Below are 24,350 nucleotides of genomic sequence, written 5' to 3' on the forward strand. Positions count from 1 at the left end.
CGCTGGCCCAGGCTTACGGGGTGGGCAACTCAGCGCTGGGCAATCTACATCGAAACGCAATCGCTTGGATGTCGCAGGATGAATGACTGGATCGACTTTCTCGAGTGGCCCGCCATGGCCCTCACCGTACTGGCTGCCTGGTGCATCGGCTCACGGCGCCCAGGCCGACGCAAGCTCGGCTTCTGCTGCTTCATCGCCAGCAATGTGCTGTGGGCGGTGTGGGGGTGGCAGGCACAGGCCTGGGCGTTGATCATCCTACAGGTCTGCCTGTGCGTGATGAACCTGCGGGGCTGGAAAAAGAACACGGCGATGCAGACTGGCTGAACGCCAGGCGCCATCGCCGGGCCTTCAGCCACACGCTCATCGGCCTGCCGTTTCGGCGCTTACGACCTTGTCCTCGCTCGCTAGACGACGGGCATAGCCAACGCCCCAAACCAGCGCCCGGCTCATGGTTTCGCCGGGGCGCTGATGATAGACCCGTTCACGCAGCACCGATCCGTCTGCCCGATAGACACCGATGAACAACTGGGTAGCACCTGTGCGTGACAAACGAGACTGCACTTCAATGCAAACCCCGTTGTCGAGCGCTTCCTCATGGGTTTGGTGGTGCAAGATCGGGTCGCACCACTGCCGATAGGTTTCGCCTCGTCGTTTCATCTGCTTGTCCTCTGCACGGTTGTCAGCGGTAGATCACCTGCTGTGCGCCAACACTCCAAATCAAATGCCAGTGTCGGACGGCCGGCCAGCTGCGCTGATCCCGGCCACGAAACCTGGAATTTGCCGAAACCGAGAAATCCAATCGACCTGTGGGGCCCGTTGGGCGTCCCAACAAGAGAACCTTGGCTAATCAATCGGGCAAACCAGAGGTGAGGCTCACATGAACGAACGCATCATCGCCTTTTTCACCGATACCACCGTATTCGGTATCTCCATCCTCAACCTGCTGCTGGCACTGACCGTGGCCGTCCTGACCTTCCTGGTCTCCCGCGCCGCGATCAGTTTTTTGCTGCACCGGGTGAGGCGCTGGTCCGAGCATGACGGCGCGTTGAGCCAGGTGCTGGCCAAGGTGCTGTCAGGCACCAGCAATTTCCTCCTGTTCCTGGCCTCGCTGCTGGTGGGCCTGGGCATGCTCGACCTGCCCGAGCGCTGGCTGACCCGGGTCGGCAGCCTGTGGTTCGTGGTCGCTGCATTGCAGATCGGCCTTTGGGCCAACCGCGCCATCGGCCTGGGCCTGGGCCACTACTTCGCCCGCCACCGCGCCGCTGGCCTGAACCAGGGCAGTGCACTGGCCACCCTGTCAGCCTGGGGCGCGCGGGTGCTGCTGTGGTCGGTGGTGCTGCTGGCAATGCTGTCCAACCTGGGTGTGAACATCACCGCGTTCGTCGCCAGCCTGGGCGTGGGAGGCATCGCGGTGGCGCTGGCCGTGCAGAACATCCTCGGCGACCTGTTCGCTTCGTTGTCGATCGCCGTGGACAAGCCCTTCGAGGTCGGCGACTTCATCGTCATCGGGCCGCTGGCCGGGAGCGTCGAACACGTCGGCCTGAAGACCACACGCATCCGCAGCCTCGGCGGCGAGCAGATCGTGATGGCCAACGCCAGCATGATCAGCAGCACCATCCAGAACTACAAACGCCTGCAGGAGCGACGCATCGTCTTCGAGTTCGGCCTGTCCTACGACACGCCCACCGAGGCGGTGAAGAAAGCGCCGGGCATTGTCGAAGAGGCCATCAAGGCTCAGGAACAGGTGCGTTTCGACCGCGCCCACCTGCGCGGTTTCGGCAAGGAGGCGCTGGAATTCGAATGCGTGTACATCGTCAAGGACCCTGGCTACAACCTGTACATGGACATACAGCAGGCCATCAACTTCAGGCTGCTCGAACGCTTCTCGAAAATCGGCGCCAAGTTCGCAGTACCGGTGCGCGCGATCAAGGTCACCGCATTGCCACACGAGGCCGGCCTGCAGGGCCAGGGGCGCGACAGCCTCGGTATCAGAGGGGCCTGACTCCGTGGCCTCCGCTCGTCGGCGCCATCGCACAGGTTGCCCCGCGGGCAGGCCCAACCAAAGGTAAACCCCTTAATGGAGACAGACCATGAAGATCATCAAGCCTCATTCGTTGTTACTGGCGCTGTGTCTTGGCGCCAGCGCCCCGCTGGTACTGGCGGCGACTGACCTGAACGACCAACGCGCCCCAGGTACGCAGACCCAGGACAGTGGCCACATGAATGGCAACGGCGGGGCCACCGGCTCCGGTACGCCTGGGGATGGCATGGGTACCGGTTCTGGGGGTACCGATAGCAATGGCACGGACAATACCGGGGGTGACGGCACTACCAACGGCTCAGGTACCGGCAGCGGTACCGGCGGTGGCAACGGCAGTGGCGGCTCGGGCACTGGCGGCTCAGGTGGCGCATCAGGTGGCGGTAGCTCCGGCGGTTGACGGCAATGGGATTGCAGACACGACAAGACGGGCCAGCGAGCAGCGAGCGCCTGTCAGCCCGCTGAGCCCATGCCGGTCAGGAAGCAGTCACCACCCGCCTGGCGTCCCTGCGCACGGCTTGCGGAGGGACGCCATAGCCGCGCATGAAGGCCTCGCGCATGTGCCGCCGATCCCTGAAGCCGGCCTCCTTCGCCACCACGTCCAGGCTGTGCCTGCTCTGCTCGATCAGCAGCCTGGCCGCTTCAAGCCGCAAGCTCTCCACGGCCTTGGCCGGTGACTGTCCGGTCTCGGCGGTGAATACGCGCGTGAACTGCCGAGGGCTCAAATGCACAGCTTCGGCGAGCTCCTCGACACTCAACGGCCGACTCAGGTGCTTGCGCGCATAATCCAGGGCGCTCTGAATCCGATCCGACTTTGGCGAAAGGGTCAGCAGCTCGGAATGTTGCGATTGCCCACCCGAGCGGCGTTGATGCATCACCAGCTTGCGTGCCACTGACCTGGCCATGTCGGTTCCCAGGTCCTTTTCCACCATGCCAAGCGCCATATCCAGGGCGGCGGTCATGCCAGCCGAGGTCCAGATCTGCCCATCGACAATGAAGATCCGATCGTCCTCCACTTCGATTTTCGGATGCAGCTCACGCAGCTTTTTCGCATAGGCCCAGTGCGTCGTGGCTCGCCGGTTATCCAGCACGCCCGCCTGGGCCAGGATGAAACAACCGGTACACAGGCCTGCGGTACGTCGAGCGCCGTCGACGAAGCCTCGCACGCTGGCCAGCACTTGCTCACTCGGCGGCGTCAGCGGGGTCAAGGTCCCGGTGATCATCCAGGTGTCGGCCAGACCAGGCGCGCCCAACGGCAGCGTGTCCATGTACATCCCCAGCGAAGAGCGCACCGTGCCACCCTCGATGGAAAAGTTCTGGATCTTGTAAACCGCTTCGCCCGCGACGATGTTCGCGAACTCGAATACCGACTGCGTCGCCAGCGACATGATCTGGAACCCTTCGGTGATGAGGTAGCCGACCCGGTGCATGATTAGCGCTCCTTGTTCAATGTCTTGAAAACGTACCATATACGTCGTTCAAGACAAAAGCGACCTGTTCCATCATGGCGCTACACCCAACCAGGAGCACCACCATGACACAGTCATTCAAAGGCACCGCCCTCATCACCGGCGCTTCCACCGGCATTGGTTCGATCTACGCGGAACGTTTGGCACGCCGAGGTTACGACCTGGTGCTGGTCGCACGGAACCGCGAACGCCTCAACACGCTGGCCAGCCGGCTCACCACGCAAACCCGACAGAACGTGGAGGTGTTCCCGGCAGATCTTGGCAACGCCGCTGACCTGGCCAGGGTGGAACGCAAACTGCGTGAGGACGCCAGCATCAGCCTGCTGGTGAACAACGCGGGCATCGGCACTCACACCAGCCTGCTGGAAAGTGATGTCGAGCGCATGGCCGAAATGATCAACCTCAACGTCACCGCCCTCACCCGCCTCACCTATGCGGCCGTCCCAGGCTTCGTGGCGCGCAAGCAAGGCGCCATCATCAACATCTCGTCGATCGTCAGCCTGGCGCCGGAGCTGCTCAACGGCGTGTACGGCGCCAGCAAGGCCTATGTCACCGCCTTTACCCAGTCGCTGCACAAGGAGCTTGCGGACCAGGGCATCAGGATCCAGGCAGTCCTGCCCGGGGCCACAGCGACCGACTTCTGGCAGATCGGCGGTCTGCCGGTCGAGAACCTGGACCCCGCCATCGTCATGTCGGCCCAGGACCTGGTGGACGGTGCCTTGCAGGACTTCGACGACGATGTGCTGATTTCCATCCCCTCGCTGCATGACCTGCAATCGTTCGAACGCTATGAAGCCAGCCGAAAGGCCCTGCTCGGTCAGCTGTCCAGCAACCAGCTTGCCCCTCGCTACAACGCCAGGTGATCCCCCGTTCACCGGGTGAAGCCAGCCAGACGTGGCGGCTTCACCCGATTTTCATCCCAAGCGATAAAGGCTTACTCCATTCAGGTTGTGTCTTGAATGAATCGAAACCAATAGCCTGCACGCACTTTTCACATCACTGGAGGTAGCGCCCATGAAAGCCGTCGTTTATAACCAGCCCGGTTTGCCTATCCATGACCCGCAATCGCTCTACGACGCGGAACTCCCCGCGCCCAAACCGGGTGCCCGGGACCTGCTGGTGGAGGTCAAGGCGATTGCCGTAAACCCTGTCGATACGAAAATCCGCGCAAGCCGTGGCGGTGAGCTGCCGCAGGTTCTGGGCTGGGATGCAGTTGGCGTCGTCCGCGAGACAGGCGCCGAAGTGACGTTGTTCCAACCGGGTGATGAGGTGTTCTACGCCGGCGCCATCGATCGCCCCGGCAGCTACAGCGAGCTGCATGTCGTCGATGAGCGCATCGTCGGGCGCAAACCGCGCAGCCTGGACAACGCAAGCGCCGCGGCCTTGCCGCTGACCTCCATCACCGCATGGGAATTGCTGTTCGACCGCCTGGGTATCGAAGAGAACGCGGGCAAGGGCCAACGTCTGCTGGTTATCGGAGCTGCCGGTGGTGTCGGTTCGATCCTCGTTCAGCTGGCCCGCAAGCTCACGCAACTGACCGTCATCGGCACCGCCTCACGGCCTGAAACCCAAGCGTGGGTGAAGGAACTGGGCGCCCATCACGTCATCGACCACGCCCAGTCGATCCCGCTCCAGCTCGAAGCGCTCAAGCTCAACCCGGTCGACTATGTAATCAGCCTGACGCACACCGACACCTACCTTACCCAGTTGGTCGAAGTGCTGCGGCCCCAAGGCAAGCTCGCGCTGATCGACGACCCCGCGCAGCTGGATGTGATGCCGCTCAAACGCAAGTCGCTTTCGTTGCACTGGGAGCTCATGTTCACGCGATCGCTGTACAAGACCGAGGACATGATCAAACAGCACCAGCTGCTCGAGCGTGTTTCGCAGCTGGTTGACCAGGGTGACATCAAAACCACCCTCGGCGAACATTTCGGTACGATCAGCGCCGAGAACCTCAAGCGCGCCCACGGCTTGATCGAAAGCGGTAAAGCCAAAGGGAAAATCGTGCTGGAAGGTTTCTGACCCGCTACGCACATAGCCAAAAGTGGAGGCTGTCGCGAGCGCGGTCAGCCCTCCAACAGGCGCGATCGGTAACATGAAAGCGTCGCGCAGCAGCGAACGCCCGCGCCTCGATGGAAGGCGCACGATAAAATTGTACAAAAGTATTCGGCTGTATAGATTTTTCCAGGCGCTTGCACTATACCTTGTACAGTAATTTCATTTTGTACAGGTATTGCGCATGTCCGACTACCTGCAACATTTCACTGAACGCTTTGCCACGCTGGGTCCAGACAATCTCGAGCTGCTCGGCGAGTTGTACAGCGAGGATGTGAATTTCCGCGATCCACTGCATCACATCAGTGGGCTCTCGGCCTTGCGTGGCTATTTCGCACAGCTCTATGCCAATGTCTCCGAGGTCGGCTACCGCTTCGAAGGGCTCGATGAGCCAGCGCCGGGCCACGGCTACATCCGCTGGATCATGCACTACCGCCATCCGCGCCTGGCCGGCGGCCAGCCGATCAGCCTGCAGGGCTGTAGTCACCTGCGCTGGCGTGGGCGGGTGTACTTCCATCAGGACTACTTCGACGCTGGCGCCTTGCTGTATGAACATGTTCCGGTCCTGGGCGGCGCGGTTCGCTGGCTCAAGGGCAGGCTGGCATGAGCCGCTGCTGGTTGACCGGCGCCAGCAGCGGCATCGGCGCAGCACTGGCGCAGCGCCTGCTGGAGCAAGGCCACCAGGTAGCGCTTGGGGCGCGGCAAGCCGAGCGGCTGGCAGGCCTGGCCGAACAGTTTGCCGGCCAGGTGCTGTTGGCCGTCGGCGATGTCGACCAGCCTGAGCAGGTGGCACGTATCGCCGCACAGATCGAGCAGGCCTGGGGTTCGCTGGACCTGGTGATCCTCAATGCCGGCACCTGCGAATACCTCGAGCCGGGGCAATTCGACCCGGCGCTGGTCGAGCGGGTCATGCGCACCAACCTGATCGGCACCAGCCATTGCCTGGCGGCCGCCCTGCCCTTGCTGCGCCGCAGCGAGCGGCCACATCTGGTGGTGATCGGCAGCTCGGTCAGCTGGTTGGCCTTGCCGCGGGCCGGTGCCTATGGGGCGTCCAAGGCAGCGCTGCGCTACCTGGTCGAATCCCTGCGCCTGGACCTGTCCCGCGAGAACATCGATGTCACCCTGGTCAACCCCGGCTTCGTCGATACCCCGCTGACCCGCCGCAACGACTTCCCCATGCCCCAGCTGTGGAGTGCCGAGCGCGCCGCCAGGCACATTGTCGCGCGCCTGCCCCGTCGCCCGCTGGAGATCACCTTCCCCGCCACCTTCACCCTGTTACTGCGCCTGCTCGGCGCATTGCCGGCACGCTGGCGCCTGAAGCTGGGCCAGCGCCTGGCGCGACAACCCGAGGACTGACCCATGCGCATCGCCATCATCGGCAGCGGTATCGCTGGCCTCACCTGCGCCCACTTGTTGTCACGCCAGCATGCCGTCACCGTTTTCGAAGCGGCCGACCGGGTGGGCGGGCACACCCATACCGTCGATGTGCAGTGGCGCGGCCAGCAGTATGCGGTGGACACCGGCTTCATTGTCTTCAACGACTGGACCTACCCGCAGTTCATCCGCCTGCTGCAACACTTGGGCGTCGGCTCGCGGGTGACCGAGATGAGCTTTTCGGTGCACGACCCGCGCAGCGGCTTCGAGTACAACGGGCACGACCTGCTCAGCCTGTTCGCCCAACGGCGCAACCTGCTGTCGCCCGGCTTCTGGGGCATGCTGCGCGATGTGCTGCGTTTCAACCGCCAGGCCCTGGCCGACCTGGACCAGCAGCGCATCGATGGCGCGACCACCTTGGGCAGCTACTTGCGGGATAACCGCTACGGCCAGCGCTTCATCGAGCATTACATCGTGCCCATGGGCTCGGCCATCTGGTCGATGTCACGGGCCGACATGCTGCACTTCCCGTTGCAGTTCTTCGTGCGCTTCTGCCGTAACCACGGCCTGCTTTCAGTCAACCAGCGCCCGCAATGGCGGGTGATCGAGGGCGGTTCACGCAGCTACCTGGCGCCACTGTGCCAGCCCTTTGCCGAGCACATTCGCCTGAACTGCCCGGTGCAACGGGTAAGCCGCGACGATGAGGGTGTGAACGTGACCTGGGCCGCTGGCAGCGAACGCTTCGACAAAGTGGTCTTCGCCTGTCACAGCGACCAGGCGCTGGCGCTGCTGGACGCCCCCAGCGAACAGGAGCAGGCAATCCTGGGTGCCATCCACTACGCCAGCAACGACGTGGTGCTGCACACCGACACCCGCCTGCTACCCCGCCGGCGCAGGGCCTGGGCCAGCTGGAACTACCGCCTGGGTGGCAGCGAAGAGGCCCCCGCTGCGCTCACCTACGACATGAACATCCTGCAGGGCATCGATGCACCGGTGACGTTCTGCGTCAGCCTCAACCAGACAGCGCTGATAGACCCGGCACAGATACTCGCCCGCTTCGAGTACGCACATCCCCAGTACAGCCTCGCCGCCGTTGCCGCCCAGGCCCGCCAGGGCGAACTGCAGGGCCCGCTGCACAGCTACTACTGCGGCGCCTATTGGGCCAATGGCTTTCATGAAGACGGCGTGCTCAGTGCACTGAACGTCGCCAGGCACTTCGGAGAGCAGCTGTGAACAGCAGCCTGTGCCACGGCTGGCTAAGCCACCGGCGCCTGACGCCCAGGCCGCACGCGTTCCGCTATCGCATCGGCCTGTTCTACCTGGACCTCGACGAACTGCCGCGCCTGCTGAGCCTGTCCCGTTGGCTCGGGCGTTCGCGCCTGGCGCCGTTGTGCTGGCGCGAAACCGACTACCTGCCGGCGCTGACTCGCCAGGGCAAGCCCTTGGGCGAGGCCGTGCGCCTGCTGGTCGGCCAGGCCACCGGGCAAGTGCCCGAAGGCGCCGTGCACCTGCTGACGCAACCGCGCTGCTGGGGGCTGTCGTTCAACCCGGTGAGCATCTATTTCTGCCACGACCGCCAAGGGCAGGTCACCAGCGTGCTGCTGGAGGTACGCAACACACCCTGGCGCGAGCGCTTCCACTACGTGCTGCCAGTACAGGGCGACCTGGCCCGCCCATTTACCGTGGCCAAGGCCTTCCATGTCTCGCCGTTCATGCCCATGGACATGGACTATCGGCTGCGCTTCGCCGTCGATGGGCAACGCGTGCGTGTGCACATGGAAAACTGGCAAGCCGGGCGGCTGGTGTTCACCGCGGACCTCGCCGTGCAGCGCCAGCCGCTCGACCGCGCCAGCCTGCAGCGGCACCTGCTGGCCTTTCCCTGGATGAGCCTGCGCACCGTCGCCGGTATCTACTGGCAAGCCCTGCGCCTGCTGCTCAAACGCTCCCCTGTCTACGACCACACCGCTAGCCAGCACGACCTGTCGCTTGGCCAAGCCATACACGAGGACCCCGATCATGCCCGACCCGACCCTGAGCGTTAGCAAATCAGTCAGCATCGCGCCGCTGTTCGGCGGGCTGGCAAGGCGTGCGGTACTGGCACAGCTGTGCCACCTGAGCCGTGGCCACCTGCGCCTGATCAGCCAGGGCCGGCAATGGACCTTCGGCGACGTCGCCAGCCCGCTCTATGCGGAAGTGGAGATTGTCGACGACGCAGCCTGGGGCCTGGTGGCCGGCAATGGCTCGATCGGCGCGGGCGAAGGCTACATCCACGGCTACTGGCGCAGCCCGGACCTGGCCGCGGTGACCCGCCTGTTCGTCGCCAACCTCGAAGTGCTGGACGCCATGGAAGGCGGCCTGGCGCGCCTGGCCCGCCCGGCCCTGCGCCTGCTGCACCACTTCAACCGCAACAGCCGGCGCGGCGCGCGGCGCAACATCCTGGCCCACTATGACCTCGGCAATGCGCTGTTCGAACGGCTGCTCGATCCGACCATGATGTATTCCGCTGCGCAGTTCGACAGCGCCGAACAAACCCTGGAACAGGCGCAGTCGAACAAGCTCCGGCAGATCTGCCAGAAGCTCGAACTCAAGCCCGGCGAGCACCTGCTGGAAATCGGCAGCGGCTGGGGTAGCCTGGCCATCCACGCGGCCTTGCAGCACGGTTGCCGGGTGACCACCACGACCCTCTCCGCCGCGCAATACGCCCACACCCTGCAGCGGGTCAAGGCGCTGGGCCTGGACCGGCAAGTCACCGTGCTGCACGAAGACTACCGCGACCTGCGCGGGCGCTTCGACAAATTGGTGTCCATCGAGATGATCGAGGCGGTCGGCCACCGCTACCTGCCCACCTACTTTCGACAATGCGCCACGCTGCTCAAGGACGACGGCCTGATGCTGCTGCAGGCCATCACCATCCGCGACCAACGCTACGCCCAGGCCCGTCGCTCGGTGGACTTCATCCAGCGCTACATCTTCCCCGGTGGTGCGCTGCCTTCGTTGAGCGTCCTGCTCGATACCGCCAGCCGCCAGACGGAGCTGAACCTGGTGCACCTGGAGGATTTCGGCCTGGACTATGCGCGCACCCTGCGACATTGGCGCGACAACTTGCGCCATTCACGCACGGAACTGGCCAGGCTCGGTTATGACGACACCTTCCAGCGCCTGTGGGAGTTCTACCTGTGCTATTGCCAGGGCGGCTTCGAGGAACGGACCATCGGCGTCGCCCAGTTGTTATGGGCCGGCCCCCAGGCGCGGCGGGCACCGCTACCGGATGCCTGAACATGGGCCGTCGTGTCTGGTTGCTCGGCAACGCGTTGTGGCTGCAAGCGGGCTGGTGGCTGTGTGTGCTGGGGGCACACAGGCCGTGGCTGTTGCTTATGGTAGTGAGCGGCCTGCTGCTGCACCTGCGGCTGAGCCCAAGCGGCGAGCTGCGCGTGCTGCTGTGGGTAGCGCTGGCCGGCTGCCTGCTGGACAGTACGTTGGGTCTGCTCGGTGTGTTCAGTTTCGCTCAGTGGCCGCTGCCACTGTGGCTGGCACTGCTGTGGCTGGTGTTGGCCAGTGGCATGCGCCACAGCCTGGCAGGGCTCGGCCAGCCCGCGTGGCGCGCGGTGCTGCTGGGCCTGTTCGGTGGCCCGCTGGCCTATCTGGCCGGCGCCCGGCTGGCCGGTATCGAGCTGCCACTCGGGCGCCTGGAGACCGCGCTGATCCTGGCACCGGTATGGGCACTGGCGCTGCCACTGGCCTTGCGCTTCGCAGCACGGGGCTGATCAGCGAAGCGCCCGCTCCGGCCGCATCCTTTCAGCTGGCCAGCCGCGCAGCCACAGCTGTCGCCATCTCCCTGAACACCCGCGCCGCAGCGCTCTGGTAGGCGCCTTTGCGCTGCATCAGCACGGCCGTGCGCTGCAGGCGGACCGGGTCGAGCGCAATGGCTGCCAGCTCGTCATGGGCCAGCGCGACCGTGGCAGGCAGCAGGGTCGACAGCGTCGTACGACGCACGATCTCGGTCACCGCGCTGATGGTGTTGGCCTCCATCCGCACCTGCGGGTGAATGCCATGTTGCTGGCAAAAACGGTCGATCTGTTCGCGGGTGGCAAACTCACCGCTGAGCAGCACCAGCGATTCTGCGCTCAGGGCCTCCAGCCCGATGGACGTTGCCCGGGCCAAGGGGTGGTGGCGGTTGACCACCAGCGCCAGCGTCTCGACCAGCAGCGGGCTGGCCTCGATGTCCTCGGCTTGGCCCCCCTCGAAGGCGATCCCCACGTCCAGCTCATCCGCGAGCAGCAGTGCCTCCATGCGCTCCTGGGACATCTCGCACACGTTCAGGGTGATGTTCCCATAACGCGTGTGGAAGGCTTCGACCAGGGGGCCGACCAGGTAGGTGGTGAATGTCGGCGTCACCGCGACCCGCAGCGAACCGCGGCTGAGGTCGCTGACGTCGTGGATGGCGCGCCTGGCCTCCTCCAGCTCCTGCGCGGCACGGCGTGCATAGGCCAGGTAGACTTCCCCGGCATCGGTCAGCCGCGTGGTGCGCCCCGAGCGATCGAACAGCTGGGCGCCAAGGCTTTCTTCCAGCTGACGGACCTGTTGCGACAGCGCCGGCTGGGAGACATGCAGGGCCGCGGCGGCCTTGGTGAAGCTGTGATGCGCCGCCACGGCGAGGAAGTACTGGATGTGTCGGGCAAGCATGGTCTCTTACATAACCTAATCTGATCGACACGATCATAAATCAGACTTTTACCTTATGCCACATGCCCCCTAACCTCTGCCCGACCGGCTCGCCGCGCCACAGCGGCGGGCCTCACCCGCTATGAGGAGCAACACCCCATGGATATCATCTTTCGAAACGTGCGCATCGATGACGCACAACCGCTGCAGGACGTTGCCGTACACAACGGCAGGATCGTCGAAATCGCACCGGCGATTGCCGCACGCGCGGCGCAGGAAGTCCAAGGCAACGGCAACGTACTGATTCCAGGGTTCGTCGAAGGCCACCTGCACCTGGAAAAGGCCAACGTCATGCAGCGCAAGGCCAATCGCTCCGGCACCCTGAAGGAAGCGATCGAGGTCACCGCCGCGCTCAAGCCGACGCTCACCCGCGAGGACATCCTGGAGCGCTCGACTCAGGTGCTGCGCGCCCTCGTGCAGGCAGGCAGCACCCATGTCCGCGCCCACGCCGAGTTCGACCCGGTGCAAGGCTTTACCGGCCTCGACGTGGTACTGGAACTGCGTGATAAGTTTCGCCAGATCATCGACATCCAGGTGGTTGCCTTCCCCCAGGAAGGCATCCTGAAACTGCCAGGCATGCAGGCCATGATGGTCGAGGCCATGGAGAAAGGCGCCGATGTCGTGGGTGGCATCCCCTACAACGACGTGTCGCCCTTCGATCACATCGACTTCGTGTTCGACCTGGCCAAGCGCTACGGCAAGGACATCGACTTGCACCAGGACTTCGCCGATGACGCCGAGCAGATGACCATCGAGCATGTGGCCCGCCGCACCCTCGCCGAGGGCTACCAAGGCCGCGTCTGCGTCGGCCACCTGACCAGCCTGGCCGCGGTCGAACCCGAGCGGCAGGCGCGTATCATCGAGCTGCTGCGCGAAGCCGACATCAGTGTGATGTGCCTGCCGGCCACCGACCTGCACCTGGGCGCCCGAGGCGACAGCTACAACGTACGGCGTAGCCTGACCCCGGTGCGGGCGTTGCGCGATGGGGGCGTGAACGTGTGCCTGGCCACCAACAACATTCGCAATGCGTTCACCCCGTATGGTACCGGCGACCTGCTGAACATCGCACAACTGGCCCTGCCGGCCTGCCACCTGGGCGGTGCCGACGACCAGGCCACGGTGCTGTCGATGCTCACCACCGGCCCGGCCAAGGCCCTGGGCTTGCAGCACTATGGCCTGGCGGTGGGCAAGGACGCCGACCTGGTGCTGATGGATACCCAGGCGGTCAGCGATGTGATTCTCGACCTGCCAGCGCGGCTGATGGTGCTCAAGCGGGGCAACGTGGTGGCGACCACGGAGCATCGGCGCTCGGTGGTTTTCTAGCCGCTCGCCCTGGCGGAGCATCGCTCAGCTGAGCGTCTGCGTAACCCTGGCGCCAGCGGCCTGCAGAGCATTTTCATATGACTGGAGCATATTTTTACTAATTTCCCCCGCCGCAGCTGTGGCGCACCATCCCCCAGGTGAGTGACAACCGCCTTCCAGTCATTTCCACCCAGCGCCTCGCGATACGCACTCACCACAACAACAAGAAACCACTGCGCACACCGCTGCGCAGTGGGCTCGGGCCGACTGGCCCAACTGCCTCGACAAAACAACACAACCACAAGCAATGAGGGAGTTTTCCATGCGTATCATCGCCGCATCGCTCAGCGTTGCACTGCTTTCCGGTTTCAGCCTGTGCGCCGTAGCCAATGAAGCCAGTCTCACCATCATCTCCTTCGGCGGGGCCACCAAGGCGGCCCAGCAGTCAGCGTACTTCCAGCCGTTCGAGAAGAGCGGTGCTGCCAGGGTGGTGGCGGGTGAGTACAACGGCGAACTGTCCAGGATCAAAGCCATGGTGGACGTGGGCCATGTCTCCTGGGACGTGGTCGAGGTCGAGAGCCCCGAACTGATCCGCGGCTGCGAAGCGGGCCTGTTCGAACGTATGGACCCCGGCATTCTCGGCGAGCAGTCCGGCTACCTGTCCGGGACTGTCAGCGAGTGCGGCGTAGCCAGCTATGTCTGGTCGATGGTGCTGGCCTACAACCCTCAAAAGCTTAGCGTCGGGCCCGCCTCCTGGGCAGACTTCTGGGACACCACGCGCTTCCCCGGCAAGCGCGGCCTGCGCAAGGGCGCCAAGTACACCCTGGAAGTCGCGCTGCTCGCCGATGGTGTTTCCCGCGCGGACCTGTATCAGGTACTGAGTACACCCGAGGGCGTCAACCGTGCGTTCCACAAGCTGGATCAAATCAAGCAGAGCATCCAGTGGTGGGAAGCCGGTGCGCAGCCACCCCAGTGGCTGGTGGCAGGCGATGTGGTGATGTCCGCCGCCTACAACGGGCGCATCGCTGCCGCACAGAAGGAAGGCTCACCACTGCGCATCGTGTGGCCGGGCAGCCTGTACGACCCCGATCACTGGGCGATCGTGCGCGGCACTGCCAACAAGGACCTGGCAGAGCAATTCATCAGGTTCGCGAGCCAGGTCGGGCCGCAGAAGACCTTCTCCACGCAAATCCCCTACGGCCCGGTACGTACGCAAGCGCTGGCGCAGCTGCCTGAGGGCGTCCAGCAACAGCTGCCTACCGCACCGGGCAATATGGCCGAGGCGCAGCTGGTGAACGCCGAGTTCTGGGTCGACCATGGCGAAGAGCTCGAAGAGCGCTTCAACGCCTGGGCCGCTCGTTGAACTGACCGGAGCCGGCGTCCCGCCGGCTCCTCGGCATCGAGGAAGGGCTGATCAACAGCCTGGGCATCGATAGCCAGGGCGCGCCGCAGTGGATGCCTGGGAGGCACGCTTGCTGCAGCTGACCGCGCTGGCTGCGCCACAGCCATCGAACGCCCGTCTGAAGAGCCGTATCCAGCGCAGCCTGAACGAACTGAAAGTGATATGACCGATAGCCGGGGCCGGCGCTTCGGCTAAGTACTCCTTGGCAACCCTCAAATGAAATAAATCAATCGTTGCTTGACCAGGGAGAACGATCGTTCTACTCTAACTACATGAACAAGCCAATGAACGATACACGCGAAAAAATCCTCACGACTGCCGAGAAGCTGATTTACGAAAACGGGATTCACGCCACGGGCATGGACCTTTTGGTAAAGACTTCAGGCGTAGCCCGTAAGAGTATCTATCGCTATTTCGCAACCAAAGACGATGTCGCCGCAGCGGCACTCAATGCACGCGATGTACGCTGGATGCAGTGGTTCAGGAGTGAGTGCGAAAAAGCCCCAACGCCGCACGCGCGCATTCTCGGCATTTTTGATGTGCTTGGAAGTTGGTTCGAGTCTGACGGTTTTCGGGGCTGCGCATTCATCAATACCGCCGGCGAGGTGGGCGACGCAGACGACCCTATTCGGCAGATCGCAAAACTGCACAAGCAAAAGCTTCTGGATTACACACTGGAGCTGACCCGCCAGTTGCAGGTCAACGATCCGGTGAAGTTGGCCAGGCAACTCTTCGTGCTGATAGAGGGCACGATAACCGTCGCCCGCGTGATGGGTGATTTTACGGCACTCGACAGTGCACGGGATATCGCCAAGTTACTGCTTGAACAACAACAGCGCGTAAGCGCCTGACACCCCGGCAATACCCACTCGACTGATTCATCCAATAGATTGGAGGCACCACCATGTCCAACGAACAGGCTCGCCCGCCACTTCCTCCTTTCACTCGCGAGTCGGCGATTGAAAAGGTCCGACTCGCTGAAGACGGTTGGAATACTCGCAACCCTGAAAAAATTGCGCTTGCTTATACATTGAACACCCAATGGCGTAACCGAGCCGAATTTGCAAACAATCGCGAAGAAGCTCAGGCGTTCCTGACCCGCAAGTGGAAGAAGGAACTGGACTACCGTCTGATCAAGGAACTGTGGGCCTTCACCGATAACCGCATCGCCGTCCGCTACGCCTATGAGTGGCACGACGATTCGGGTAACTGGTTCCGCTCCTACGGCAATGAAAACTGGGAGTTTGAAGCCGACGGCCTGATGCAACGCCGATTCGCCTGCATCAACGACATGCCCATCAAGGAAAGCGAGCGTAAGTTCCACTGGCCGCTGGGGCGCCGTCCGGATGACCACCCAGGCCTGACTGAACTGGGCCTTTAATTCATGCCGAACCTGATCCTGCTTTGATGCAGGATCAGGTTTTTTTTCAGCTGGCGTTTATCATCCCCGTTCCAGGTTCTTTGCAATCCATAAGCCCCCATTGGCCCTCAAACAGCCAATGGGGGCATTCTTTTCAGTGTCCCCTCTCCCGCTGCCTGACATCACCCTGCCGAGGGCATTCGCCTTTGCCGTAACAACCGATGCAGGCCCAGTCATCGAGCCAGCATGCTCAACCCATAAGATAATCTGATCCGTTTCATAATAATTGAGACTTTTACCTTATCACATGCACTGCTTAATCTTTGTCTCACACCCAGCGACACAGAGACAGCAACCATGAAAGCGATCATCGACGGATTTCTGAAGTTTCAAAAAAACGCCTTCCCTGAGCGGGTCAAACTGTTCAAGGACCTGGCCAATCAACAGGCCCCCAAGGCGCTCTTCATCTCCTGCTCGGACAGCCGGCTGGTGCCTGAACTGGTTACCCAGCGCGAGCCAGGTGATCTGTTTGTCATCCGCAACGCCGGCAACATCGTGCCGTCGTATGGGCCAGAGCCAGGTGGCGTGTCGGCCTCCGTCGAATACGCGGTCGCCGGGCTAGACGTTGCAGACATCGTGATCTGCGGCCACTCCGACTGCGGCGCGATGACGGCCATTGCCAGCTGCAAGTGCCTCGATCACATGCCCGCGGTGTCTGGATGGTTGCGCTATGCCGACTCGGCCAAGGTCGTCAACGAGGCCCGCCAACACGTGGACATGCCGAGCAAAGTCGCCTCCATGGTGCGCGAAAACGTCATCGCGCAACTGGCCAACATCCAGACCCACCCATCCGTACGCCTGGCGCTCGAAGAAGGCCGCGTGACCTTGCATGGCTGGATCTACGACATCGAGAGCGGACGTATCGACGCCTTTGATGGCAGTACCGGCACCTTCGTGTCGCTTGCAGAAAACCCGGAAGTCCACGCTGTTTCCCAACACGCCAGGCACGTTGCCTGAAACCTGTACCTGCACCTCTACTTACCCAGGAGACTCACCATGATCCAGACTCAAGCCACCCGTACCGCTCGCCAGGAACTGACCGAAGTGATCATTCAGGCCAAGGCTCGCAAGGACTTGTCATTCGCACAGATCGTTGACGGCACTGGCCTGTCCGAAGCCTTTGTCACCGCTGCCCTGCTTGGCCAGCACCCTCTGCCGGAAAGCGCCGCGAAGGTGGTGGGCGAAAAACTCGACCTCGATGCCGATCAAGTGGCACTGCTGCAATCGATGCCGATCCGCGGCAGCTTCTTCGACGGCGTGCCGAGCGACCCTACCATCTACCGCTTCTACGAAATGATGTCGGTGTATGGCACCACCCTCAAAGCACTGGTCCACGAGAAGTTCGGTGACGGCATCATCAGTGCCATCAACTTCAAGCTGGACATCAAGAAGGTCGAAGATCCCGAGGGTGGCCACCGTGCCGTGATCACCCTGGATGGCAAATACCTGCCCACCAAGCCTTTCTGATGCAGCCCAGCCCGGCGCCTGACGGCGCCGGGCCACCCTTCAACCTTCATGACGACCGAGCACCGCTTGGGTGCTCTGGCGTTCTTGCGCCCCACTTCAGGTGATTACCATGAAACTGTTATCCCTATTGCTCCTGGGCTGCCTGGGTTCTGTTGCGCTGGCCGATGAACAGAATACCCAGGCCACACAGGTTGCGGTCGAACCCTATCGCTACGCTCAACACCTGGATATCGCGCACGTGGTGGCTGTTACGCCGGTGCCCGATGTCTGCGACGTGGTGCCGATGCAGCTGACCTACGATGACTCCAATGGCGAGCGGCATGTCATGGAGTACCGCATCATGGGAAATGGTTGTTCCAACAACTGATGCTTGGCTCAGACAGTTCGGTGCGCTGGCCGCGCTTGTCCATCAAGGTCAGCTGCCCTGAACGCAGCAGATGCGCATGATCGAAACCGTACTCCCCGTGAACGGGCGTGATGCCACAGAATCCACCTTGGTGAAACGTGGACGCGCTATCTACCCGCCTGCTGCGCATCGAAGCGTCCGCCCCTTGCCTACAGTCGAAACGATTGCCGCATCGCCCGCGCCAGCAAAGTCACGGCGGCGTCCCCGCCCGATGCCGGGCTGCGCACGAAAAGGATATCGTGGTCGGGAATAGCCGGTAGCCCCTCGAGGATCTGCATGCGCCCGGTGACCTTGGCCCGGTCGATCACACTGATGGCCAACCCGGCCTCCACACAGGCTTTGACGGCCTGGTTGGAGTGGCTTTCAAGAACGATCCGCGAGCGGCGTCCCGAGGCCTTGAGTGATTCGGTCATGGCCTCACGATAGGGGCATTGCAGCGCATGGGCAGCCAGCGGCAACGGGTCATGAAGTACCGCCGCCGCGTTCATCGGCCCGACCCAGACCGGCGTGGTCGACAGCAGTCGCTCGGCATTGGGCCCGAGCGTGCCTTCGGCCTGGGCGACAACTGCTGCCTGCAGCTTGCCGCGCCGGACCAGATCCCTCAGGGCATGGCTCGGCCCGGTCCTCAGTTCGAGCACCACATTCGGCCAGGCAGCGCTGAACGTCGGCAAGATATCGCGAATCACATGGGCTGCATATTCGTCAGGGACACCGAGCGTGATACGCCCGGCCAGATCCGGCCCGTGCAGCTCTGCCAGCACCTGATCGTGGGTGCGTAACAGCTCGGCAGTCGAATTCAGCAGCCGTCGGCCCAGGGCCGTCAACGATATGGACTGGTTGTCGCGATTGAGCAGCCTGCCGCCGGCGACGGCCTCCAGGCGTTGAATGTGGACGCTGACAGCCGCCGGGCTTTTATGCAGCTGCTCGGCCGCAGCGCTGAATTTGCCGATACGCACCACGGCATGGAAGGTACGCAGAAGGTCGATATCGAGCGTGGTGGCCATGGTTCAATATCCGTAAAGCACTGCTGCAGTTAATTTTGATTTATCAGATTACCCCGATTTCGTAGTGTCGGGAGTATGAACCAGCACCTGCCGACTCCGCCCTCCATGCAGACCCGTCGCCCCTGGCGGCGGGCCTTGCCGCTGCCCTTGCTTGAAGCCGCACTGCTGCTAACCTGGAGCTCCGGGTTCATCGGCGCACGCTTTTCCGTCGATCATGCCCCCGCCCTGCTGGTAGTGTTCTGGCGCTGCCTCGTGGTCAGCCTGCTGTTGTTCCCGTTCGTCTGGCGCACCCTGCGCCAGACGCCGTTTGCCGTGTTGCTGAGGCACGCGGGCATCGGCCTGCTGGCCATGGCGGGCTACCTCACCGGCGTGACGCAGGGCATTGCCCTGGGTGTGCCCGCCGGCCTTGCCGCGTTATGCGCCGACCTGTTGCCGCTGGGCATGGCGCTGCTCGCGGCGCTGCTGCTGGGCGAGCGCCTGCCGCTGCAGGTGTGGGTCGGCCTGGTCGTCGGGCTGCTGGGGATGCTGTGGGTGACCCACGATGCGCTGACGCTGGGCACAGCACCGATGTGGGCCTATGGCCTGCCCGTGGCCGGGATGTGTTCGCTGGCGGTCGCCACGTTGTGGCAAAAACGCAGCACGGTGCAGGCCATGGGCCTGTTGCCGAACCTTTGGCTGCAGTGTTTCGTCTCCAGTTTCGCCTTCGCGGCCCTCGAAGGCAGCCAACGCAGCCTGGCACCGGTTGCCAGCGCAGGCTTTGCACTGAGCGTGTCGTGGACCGTAGTTCTGTCGACGCTTGGTGGCTACGGGTTGTACTGGGTCTGCCTGCGCAGGTCCTCGGCCACCCGCGTCGCCAGCGTGCTTTATCTCAGCCCACCGATCACCCTGCTCTGGGCCTGGGCGATGTTCGATGAGCCGTTGTCCTGGCAGATGGCAGCGGGCATGGCGCTATCGGCGGTCGGGATCTGCCTGGTGGTACGCGCCGAGGCCCGACGATCCAGCCGCGATGAGCGCAAGCCCAGCCATCCTACCCCTCGCTGAGGTGATGACGCCGCTGACAGCGATGTAGATAAGTGCCTTGGCAAGGTTGAGAGATGGGCAGTTCAGGCATTCACTTGACTGCCCCTGCTCATCACTTGATGAAACGGACTTGGCTATTGATCTTCTCGATGACCGCACCTTTGCGCTCGTTGAAGCGGACCTTGTTCTGCTCGAACAGGTTGTTGCCCTTGGTATCGATGGAGATGATCAGAGGCCCGAACTCACGCACCCGGTTGACCCACAGCGTCTCCGGCATGCCCAGATCCTGCCACTCGGCACACTCGATTTCCTCGACCTGGGTGGCGGCCAGTACTGCGCAGCCACCGGGGAATACTGCGTGTACGGCTTTGTTCTCCAGGCATCCGGTAGTGGTCTCCGGCCCCATGCCGCCCTTGCCTACGATCAGCTTGACACCGGTCTGTTCGATGAACTGCTTCTCGAATTTTTCCATGCGCATGCTGGTGGTCGGGCCGATGGACACCATCTCGAAACTGCCGTCTTGTTTCTTCTTGACGATCGGGCCCGCGTGGAAAATAGCGCCGCCACGCAGGTCCACAGGCAGCTCGCGGCCCAGCTCGATGAGACGGCGGTGGGCGACGTCACGGCAGGTCACCAGTTGGCCGGTAAGGTAAACCACGTCGCCGAGGTTGAGGTTGGCCAGATCTTCGTCGCTGATCGGGGTGTTGATGATCTTCTTCACAGTACTACCCCTTCGTGGGAGAGGATGTCATAGGTCAGGTCGGCGTTGATGCGAATCTTGCCGCGGCGGTGTGCCCAGCAACCGGTGGAAACTGCCACGCCAATGGTCGAGGGGTGACGCGCCGAAGACTCGATGTTCACGCCCATCACGCTGCTGTTGCCGGTCAGGCCCTGCGGGCCGATGCCGATTTCGTTGAGGCCTTCTTCCAGCAGCTTCTCCATCATCGCCGCGCTTTCGTTCGGGTGGCTGGAGTCCACTTCGCGCAGAATGGCCTTCTTCGACAGGCGAGCTGCGGTCTCCACCGAGGTGGAGACACCCACACCTACCAGCAAAGGTGGGCAGGCGTTTACACCACGGGAGGTGATGACATCGAAGACAAACTCAGTCACCCCTTCATAACCTTGGCCTGGCATCAGTACCTTGGCCGAACCCGGCAACGTGCAACCACCACCGGCCATATACACGTCGACGATGGCGTAGTCGGCATCGGGGATGATTTCCCAGTCCAGCCACGGGATTTTCGAGCCGGTGTTGGTGCCCGTGTTCTTCTCGATGAAGGTTTCCACCGCGTTATGGCGCAGGGGCCCATGGACAGTGGCTTCCTTGGTAGCATTTTCGAGGATGCCTTCCATTTCACCGAGCAGCGGAAAACGCGCGCCGGCCGAAATGAAGTACTGGATCACGCCAGTGTCCTGGCAGCTCGGCCGGTTGAGCTTGTCGGCGTATTCCTGGTTGTCGGCCATCGAGTCATACACGGCAATGGCCAGTGGATTGGTTTCGGCTGCACGCAGCTTGGCCGTTTTTTCCTTCACGTCTTTGGGCAGGCGTTTGCCAATATAGGCAGTGAACTTGGCCAGCGTGTCGGTCAGCGATGAGACGGCTGCTTCTTTATCTATGGTGTCCACGGTTATTTCCTCAGTGCATCACAAGGTGTTTTTTTTCAGGGCTGACGGCAGTGAGTGGAGCCGTACCCTTTAACGCTTCTTTCTCTGGTTCAGCGCAGGCTTTGCCATCAAGAACCTGGTTCATGCGGTCGCTATCAAGCGCACCGACCCACTTCGCGATGGCCATCGTTCCGACCGCGTTGCCGATGGTGTTGGTGATAGCGCGAGCCTCGGACATGAAACGATCGACGCCTAGCAGCAGCACCATGCCGGCTACCGGAATGTTGTCCATGGTGGCCAAGGTCGCAGCGAGCGTGATGAAGCCTGAGCCGGTAACCCCTGCCGAACCCTTGGAGGTGAGCAGCAGCACGCCGAGTACGATCAGTTGATCCATCAGGGACAATGGTGTGTTGGTGGCTTGGGCGATGAAGATCGCGGCCATGGTGTAGTAGATGCACTGGCCATCAGGATTGAAGGTGAGGCCGGAGGGGATAACCAGGCCGACGACTGGCTTGGATACGCCGACCTTTTCCAGCTTGTTCATCATTTGCGGCACTACCGACTCGGATGAGCTGGTGCCGAGCACGGTGAACAGTTCTTCGCGCAGGTACTTGAGAAACTTCCACAAGCTGAAGCCCGACATCCGCGCGATGCTGCCCAGGATGATCACCACGAACAGGAAGCAAGTCAGGTACATGGTCGCCATCAATTTGCCTAGCGACGCGATCGAGCCCAAGCCGTACTTGCCTACGGTGAACGCCATTGCGCCGCAAGCTGCCAACGGCGCGACGCGCATGACCAGGCCAACGATGTAGAACATGCCGTGTGAGAATGCCTCCAGCACGTCAACGACCGGTTTGCCGCGTTCGCCCAGATTGGCCAGGGCAATGCCCAGCAAGGAAGAGAAAAGCAGGATCTGCAGGATCTCATTCTTGCCAAAGGCGTCGACTACGCTGCCCGGAATCAGATGGAGCAGGAAGTCGGTGACACCGCCCGTACCCGTAGCTGCGGCTGAGGTGTAAGTGGAAATTGCCTGGGTGTCCAGGGTGGCTGGGTCGACGTTCATCCCTTGTCCGGGTTGCACCAGATTGACAACGATCAGGCCCAGAACGAGAGCAAAAGTTGACAGGACCTCGAAGTAGATCAGGGCGCGCACACCGACCCGACCCAACTCTTTCATGTTTTCCATCTTGGCGATGCCCAGCACCACCGTCGCGAAGATGATGGGCGCGAACACCATCTTGATCAGCTTGATAAACGCATCACCCAGCGGCTTCATGTCTACGCCGAGCTGCGGCCAGAACACGCCTAACAGGATGCCGATCGAAACCCCGATCAGCACCTGCACGTACAACTTACCTACCCATCGCTTGGCCATTGCCGTCTCCGAATTATTGTTGTGAGTCGGATTTATGTGGCGACTGGGCTACGCAGCGGGAGGAAAACCTCCTCACAGGCTGGCAGCTTAATAGCCCAGTTTTTTTGTGGTTAATCACGCAGGGACTAAGGTAATGGTTTTTTAGAAACGGTGTAATACAATGAAATTAAACTCATTATTTACCTAGAGTTAATTATGAACCCTGTGTCTGAGCTTGCTTTCTTCAGTCAGCTGGTCGGGGCGGGCAGCCTGGCGGCCACCGCTCGCGAGCTGAACCTCACCCCACCTGCAGTGACGAAGCGTCTTGCGCAACTGGAAAAGCGCCTTGGGGTGCGCTTGCTGAATCGGACGACACGCAGCATCAGCCTCACGGCGGAAGGTGAGACTTATCTGGTCAATGCCAAGCGGATCCTTGAGGAGATTGAGGAGATGGAGCGGCAGGTCTCAAGCAGCCGCGCCGAACCGAAGGGTTTGCTGCGTGTGAATGCGCCTCTTGGCTTTGGGCGTACTCATGTAGGGCCGGCAATTTCATCCTTTGCCAAGCGTTACCCTGAGGTGGAGGTCCAGCTGCACCTGAGCGACCGTCCGATCCATCTTCCCGATGACGCGATCGATGTGGCTATTCGTTTCGGTGAGCTACCGGACTCCAGACTGATTGCTCGAAAGATTGCCAGCAACCGTCGACGTCTCTGCGCCACACCGGGCTATCTCGACACCTTCGGCAGACCGGAGTCTCCACGTGATCTCATGAAGCACAACTGCATAGTGTTGCGGCAAAACGATGCGGCATTTGCCACTTGGCGATTGAGTCGGGGTAAGCAGATCGAGTCCATAAAGGTTCATGGTGGCTTGAGTACCAATGACGGTGAGGTCGCCTTGAGCTGGGCCTTGGAGGGGCATGGGATACTTATGCGTGCGGAGTGGAACCTGGCTGATCATTTACGATCCGGAAGGCTTGAAGAGGTGCTGGCGGATTATGAAACACCTCCGGCGGACATCTATGCCGTTTACTTGGAGCGCCTGAATTTATCTGCGAAAGTGTCATTTTTCATTGAACACCTCAGAGATTTTTTCAAGAGTAAGGCAGATCAGCAGGCAAATGGTCTTGTTGCCTGGGCGCGTTAATACTGTATCGCACCTGTCGTTTTAGAGCATCGACCGCTATGGGTCGTTAACGGCCAGTCGCGAACGACTGCTTACGACCCAGGCTGTGTGAAAACGCAAGTAAGTACGTCGAGTAGCGAAAGAAGCTGGGGCAGCCTGTTAATTCAGCAGATCTAAGTGCTGATCTACCTAAGTCGGGCACCAGACGCGGCCTGTGCTATTTGGGCCGCCGCAGCGGCCCGAATAGCCGTATACGGACGCAAAAAATGCTTGGCCTCATGTCCTGATCGCTTCAATCAGCCCAGCGATGCCAAAGATGCTCATCATTCGTTTGAGGTTGTAAGCCAGCACGTGAAGGCTCATTTCGGTGCTTACCCTCGGTAGGGTTTTGGTCAGGAAGTGAGTGCTTCCCATCCAGTATTTGAGCGTTCCGAAGGGATGCTCCACCGTTTGCCGGCGAACTTTCATCTTTCCTGGATCATGCTCCAATCGGATCTGCACCGCTTCGACTACCGTTTCATGCTCCCAGCGCTTTAACCGGCGTTCCTTACCCGTCGTACACTGCTTCTGCATGGCGCAACTTT

28 protein-coding genes and 1 pseudogene are annotated in these 24,350 nt (G+C 61.9%); 21 read left to right on the plus strand and 8 right to left on the minus strand.

Going from position 1 to position 24,350, the window contains the following annotated elements; genetic code table 11:
• Window positions 1-78 precede the first annotated feature (78 nt).
• A complete protein-coding gene (locus L6D64_RS09720; protein ID WP_176506730.1) occupies window positions 79-324 on the plus strand; it encodes a hypothetical protein in 246 nt (81 codons plus the stop codon).
• 36 nt (window positions 325-360) lie between these two features.
• Here L6D64_RS09720 and L6D64_RS09725 read toward each other — a convergent pair whose 3' ends face one another.
• Entirely contained in the window at window positions 361-657 is a 297-nt protein-coding gene (locus L6D64_RS09725; RefSeq protein WP_176506731.1) for a hypothetical protein, read from the minus strand.
• Window positions 658-877: 220 nt separating this feature from the next.
• On the opposite strand from L6D64_RS09725, the gene L6D64_RS09730 reads away from it, so the two are divergent.
• Both L6D64_RS09730 and L6D64_RS09735 read left to right on the plus strand, forming a co-directional pair.
• The gene (locus L6D64_RS09730) at window positions 878-2,002 is read left to right on the plus strand and encodes a mechanosensitive ion channel family protein (RefSeq protein ID WP_176506732.1); all 1,125 of its coding nucleotides are present in this window, start codon (window positions 878-880) and stop codon (window positions 2,000-2,002) included.
• A gap of 88 nt (window positions 2,003-2,090) precedes the next feature.
• On the plus strand, window positions 2,091-2,438 hold the full coding sequence (locus tag L6D64_RS09735; protein ID WP_176506733.1) for a hypothetical protein: 348 nt from the start codon (window positions 2,091-2,093) through the stop codon (window positions 2,436-2,438).
• A 76-nt stretch (window positions 2,439-2,514) separates the two neighbouring features.
• Here L6D64_RS09735 and L6D64_RS09740 read toward each other — a convergent pair whose 3' ends face one another.
• Entirely contained in the window at window positions 2,515-3,468 is a 954-nt protein-coding gene (locus tag L6D64_RS09740) for a GlxA family transcriptional regulator (protein WP_054887759.1), read from the minus strand.
• A gap of 104 nt (window positions 3,469-3,572) precedes the next feature.
• On the opposite strand from L6D64_RS09740, the gene L6D64_RS09745 reads away from it, so the two are divergent.
• From L6D64_RS09745 to L6D64_RS09780, 8 genes are all read left to right on the plus strand, one after another.
• The gene (locus L6D64_RS09745; protein ID WP_176506734.1) at window positions 3,573-4,370 is read left to right on the plus strand and encodes an SDR family NAD(P)-dependent oxidoreductase; all 798 of its coding nucleotides are present in this window, start codon (window positions 3,573-3,575) and stop codon (window positions 4,368-4,370) included.
• Between the two features lie 151 nt (window positions 4,371-4,521).
• Window positions 4,522-5,529 carry a zinc-binding alcohol dehydrogenase family protein gene (locus L6D64_RS09750; protein WP_176506735.1) on the plus strand — a complete coding sequence of 336 codons (1,008 nt, stop codon included), beginning with the start codon at window positions 4,522-4,524 and terminating at the stop codon, window positions 5,527-5,529.
• Between the two features lie 217 nt (window positions 5,530-5,746).
• Window positions 5,747-6,169, plus strand: coding sequence for a nuclear transport factor 2 family protein (locus tag L6D64_RS09755; protein ID WP_176506736.1), 423 nt, complete (start codon window positions 5,747-5,749; stop codon window positions 6,167-6,169).
• On the plus strand, window positions 6,166-6,918 hold the full coding sequence (locus tag L6D64_RS09760) for an SDR family NAD(P)-dependent oxidoreductase (protein WP_176506737.1): 753 nt from the start codon (window positions 6,166-6,168) through the stop codon (window positions 6,916-6,918). The genes L6D64_RS09755 and L6D64_RS09760 overlap by 4 nt, the downstream gene beginning before the upstream one ends.
• 3 nt (window positions 6,919-6,921) lie before the next feature.
• A complete protein-coding gene (locus tag L6D64_RS09765) occupies window positions 6,922-8,169 on the plus strand; it encodes an NAD(P)/FAD-dependent oxidoreductase (RefSeq protein WP_176506738.1) in 1,248 nt (415 codons plus the stop codon).
• The gene (locus tag L6D64_RS09770; RefSeq protein WP_176506739.1) at window positions 8,166-8,978 is read left to right on the plus strand and encodes a DUF1365 domain-containing protein; all 813 of its coding nucleotides are present in this window, start codon (window positions 8,166-8,168) and stop codon (window positions 8,976-8,978) included. Before L6D64_RS09765 ends, L6D64_RS09770 begins: the two co-directional genes overlap by 4 nt.
• On the plus strand, window positions 8,953-10,212 hold the full coding sequence (locus L6D64_RS09775) for an SAM-dependent methyltransferase (RefSeq protein WP_176506740.1): 1,260 nt from the start codon (window positions 8,953-8,955) through the stop codon (window positions 10,210-10,212). Before L6D64_RS09770 ends, L6D64_RS09775 begins: the two co-directional genes overlap by 26 nt.
• A gap of 2 nt (window positions 10,213-10,214) precedes the next feature.
• Complete coding sequence (locus L6D64_RS09780) at window positions 10,215-10,700, plus strand: DUF2878 domain-containing protein (protein WP_176506741.1); 486 nt, start codon at window positions 10,215-10,217, stop codon at window positions 10,698-10,700.
• 31 nt (window positions 10,701-10,731) lie between these two features.
• On the opposite strand, the gene cynR is transcribed toward L6D64_RS09780, so the two are convergent.
• A complete protein-coding gene (gene cynR, locus L6D64_RS09785; protein WP_176506742.1) occupies window positions 10,732-11,619 on the minus strand; it encodes a transcriptional regulator CynR in 888 nt (295 codons plus the stop codon).
• Window positions 11,620-11,757: 138 nt separating this feature from the next.
• Between cynR and L6D64_RS09790 the strand changes: the two genes are divergently transcribed.
• The 8 genes and pseudogenes from L6D64_RS09790 to L6D64_RS09825 all read left to right on the plus strand — a co-directional run bounded on the left by L6D64_RS09790 (window position 11,758) and on the right by L6D64_RS09825 (window position 17,616).
• Complete coding sequence (locus L6D64_RS09790; protein WP_176506743.1) at window positions 11,758-12,981, plus strand: amidohydrolase family protein; 1,224 nt, start codon at window positions 11,758-11,760, stop codon at window positions 12,979-12,981.
• Window positions 12,982-13,282: 301 nt separating this feature from the next.
• Complete coding sequence (locus L6D64_RS09795) at window positions 13,283-14,323, plus strand: ABC transporter substrate-binding protein (RefSeq protein WP_176506744.1); 1,041 nt, start codon at window positions 13,283-13,285, stop codon at window positions 14,321-14,323.
• Between the two features lie 79 nt (window positions 14,324-14,402).
• Window positions 14,403-14,516, plus strand: a pseudogene (locus L6D64_RS09800) (RNA polymerase subunit sigma-70); the annotation flags it as partial.
• A 118-nt stretch (window positions 14,517-14,634) separates the two neighbouring features.
• Window positions 14,635-15,213 (plus strand): TetR/AcrR family transcriptional regulator, encoded by a 579-nt coding sequence (locus tag L6D64_RS09805; protein WP_176506745.1) that lies wholly within the window; start codon window positions 14,635-14,637, stop codon window positions 15,211-15,213.
• Between the two features lie 53 nt (window positions 15,214-15,266).
• The gene (locus tag L6D64_RS09810) at window positions 15,267-15,743 is read left to right on the plus strand and encodes a nuclear transport factor 2 family protein (RefSeq protein WP_054887770.1); all 477 of its coding nucleotides are present in this window, start codon (window positions 15,267-15,269) and stop codon (window positions 15,741-15,743) included.
• A gap of 336 nt (window positions 15,744-16,079) precedes the next feature.
• Complete coding sequence (locus L6D64_RS09815; protein WP_176506746.1) at window positions 16,080-16,739, plus strand: carbonic anhydrase; 660 nt, start codon at window positions 16,080-16,082, stop codon at window positions 16,737-16,739.
• A gap of 39 nt (window positions 16,740-16,778) precedes the next feature.
• Window positions 16,779-17,249, plus strand: coding sequence for a cyanase (gene cynS / locus L6D64_RS09820; protein WP_054887772.1), 471 nt, complete (start codon window positions 16,779-16,781; stop codon window positions 17,247-17,249).
• 109 nt (window positions 17,250-17,358) lie between these two features.
• Window positions 17,359-17,616: a DUF2790 domain-containing protein gene (locus L6D64_RS09825; RefSeq protein ID WP_176506747.1), complete on the plus strand. Its 258-nt coding sequence runs from the start codon at window positions 17,359-17,361 to the stop codon at window positions 17,614-17,616.
• 188 nt (window positions 17,617-17,804) lie between these two features.
• On the opposite strand, the gene L6D64_RS09830 is transcribed toward L6D64_RS09825, so the two are convergent.
• Entirely contained in the window at window positions 17,805-18,659 is an 855-nt protein-coding gene (locus tag L6D64_RS09830; protein WP_176506748.1) for a LysR family transcriptional regulator, read from the minus strand.
• Between the two features lie 75 nt (window positions 18,660-18,734).
• Here L6D64_RS09830 and L6D64_RS09835 point away from each other — a divergent pair, with 75 nt between their 5' ends.
• A complete protein-coding gene (locus L6D64_RS09835; RefSeq protein ID WP_176506749.1) occupies window positions 18,735-19,700 on the plus strand; it encodes a DMT family transporter in 966 nt (321 codons plus the stop codon).
• Window positions 19,701-19,791: 91 nt separating this feature from the next.
• On the opposite strand, the gene ttdB is transcribed toward L6D64_RS09835, so the two are convergent.
• The 3 genes from ttdB to L6D64_RS09850 are packed head-to-tail and all read right to left on the minus strand — an operon-like array spanning window position 19,792 to window position 22,662.
• Window positions 19,792-20,400, minus strand: a complete 609-nt coding sequence (gene ttdB, locus L6D64_RS09840; RefSeq protein ID WP_176506750.1) for a L(+)-tartrate dehydratase subunit beta — start codon at window positions 20,398-20,400, stop codon at window positions 19,792-19,794.
• The gene (gene ttdA, locus L6D64_RS09845; protein WP_081255345.1) at window positions 20,397-21,296 is read right to left on the minus strand and encodes a L(+)-tartrate dehydratase subunit alpha; all 900 of its coding nucleotides are present in this window, start codon (window positions 21,294-21,296) and stop codon (window positions 20,397-20,399) included. The genes ttdB and ttdA overlap by 4 nt, the downstream gene beginning before the upstream one ends.
• Before the next feature lie 19 nt (window positions 21,297-21,315).
• On the minus strand, window positions 21,316-22,662 hold the full coding sequence (locus tag L6D64_RS09850; protein WP_176506751.1) for a dicarboxylate/amino acid:cation symporter: 1,347 nt from the start codon (window positions 22,660-22,662) through the stop codon (window positions 21,316-21,318).
• Between the two features lie 195 nt (window positions 22,663-22,857).
• Between L6D64_RS09850 and L6D64_RS09855 the strand changes: the two genes are divergently transcribed.
• A complete protein-coding gene (locus L6D64_RS09855; RefSeq protein WP_176506752.1) occupies window positions 22,858-23,787 on the plus strand; it encodes a LysR substrate-binding domain-containing protein in 930 nt (309 codons plus the stop codon).
• A 255-nt stretch (window positions 23,788-24,042) separates the two neighbouring features.
• Here L6D64_RS09855 and L6D64_RS09860 read toward each other — a convergent pair.
• The coding region (locus L6D64_RS09860) for a transposase (protein WP_236192402.1) at window positions 24,043-24,350 on the minus strand (308 nt) is incomplete at its 5' end.

It is taken from the genome of Pseudomonas urethralis, assembly GCF_021602465.1.
Classification (GTDB): Bacteria; Pseudomonadota; Gammaproteobacteria; order Pseudomonadales; family Pseudomonadaceae; genus Aquipseudomonas; species Aquipseudomonas vlassakiae.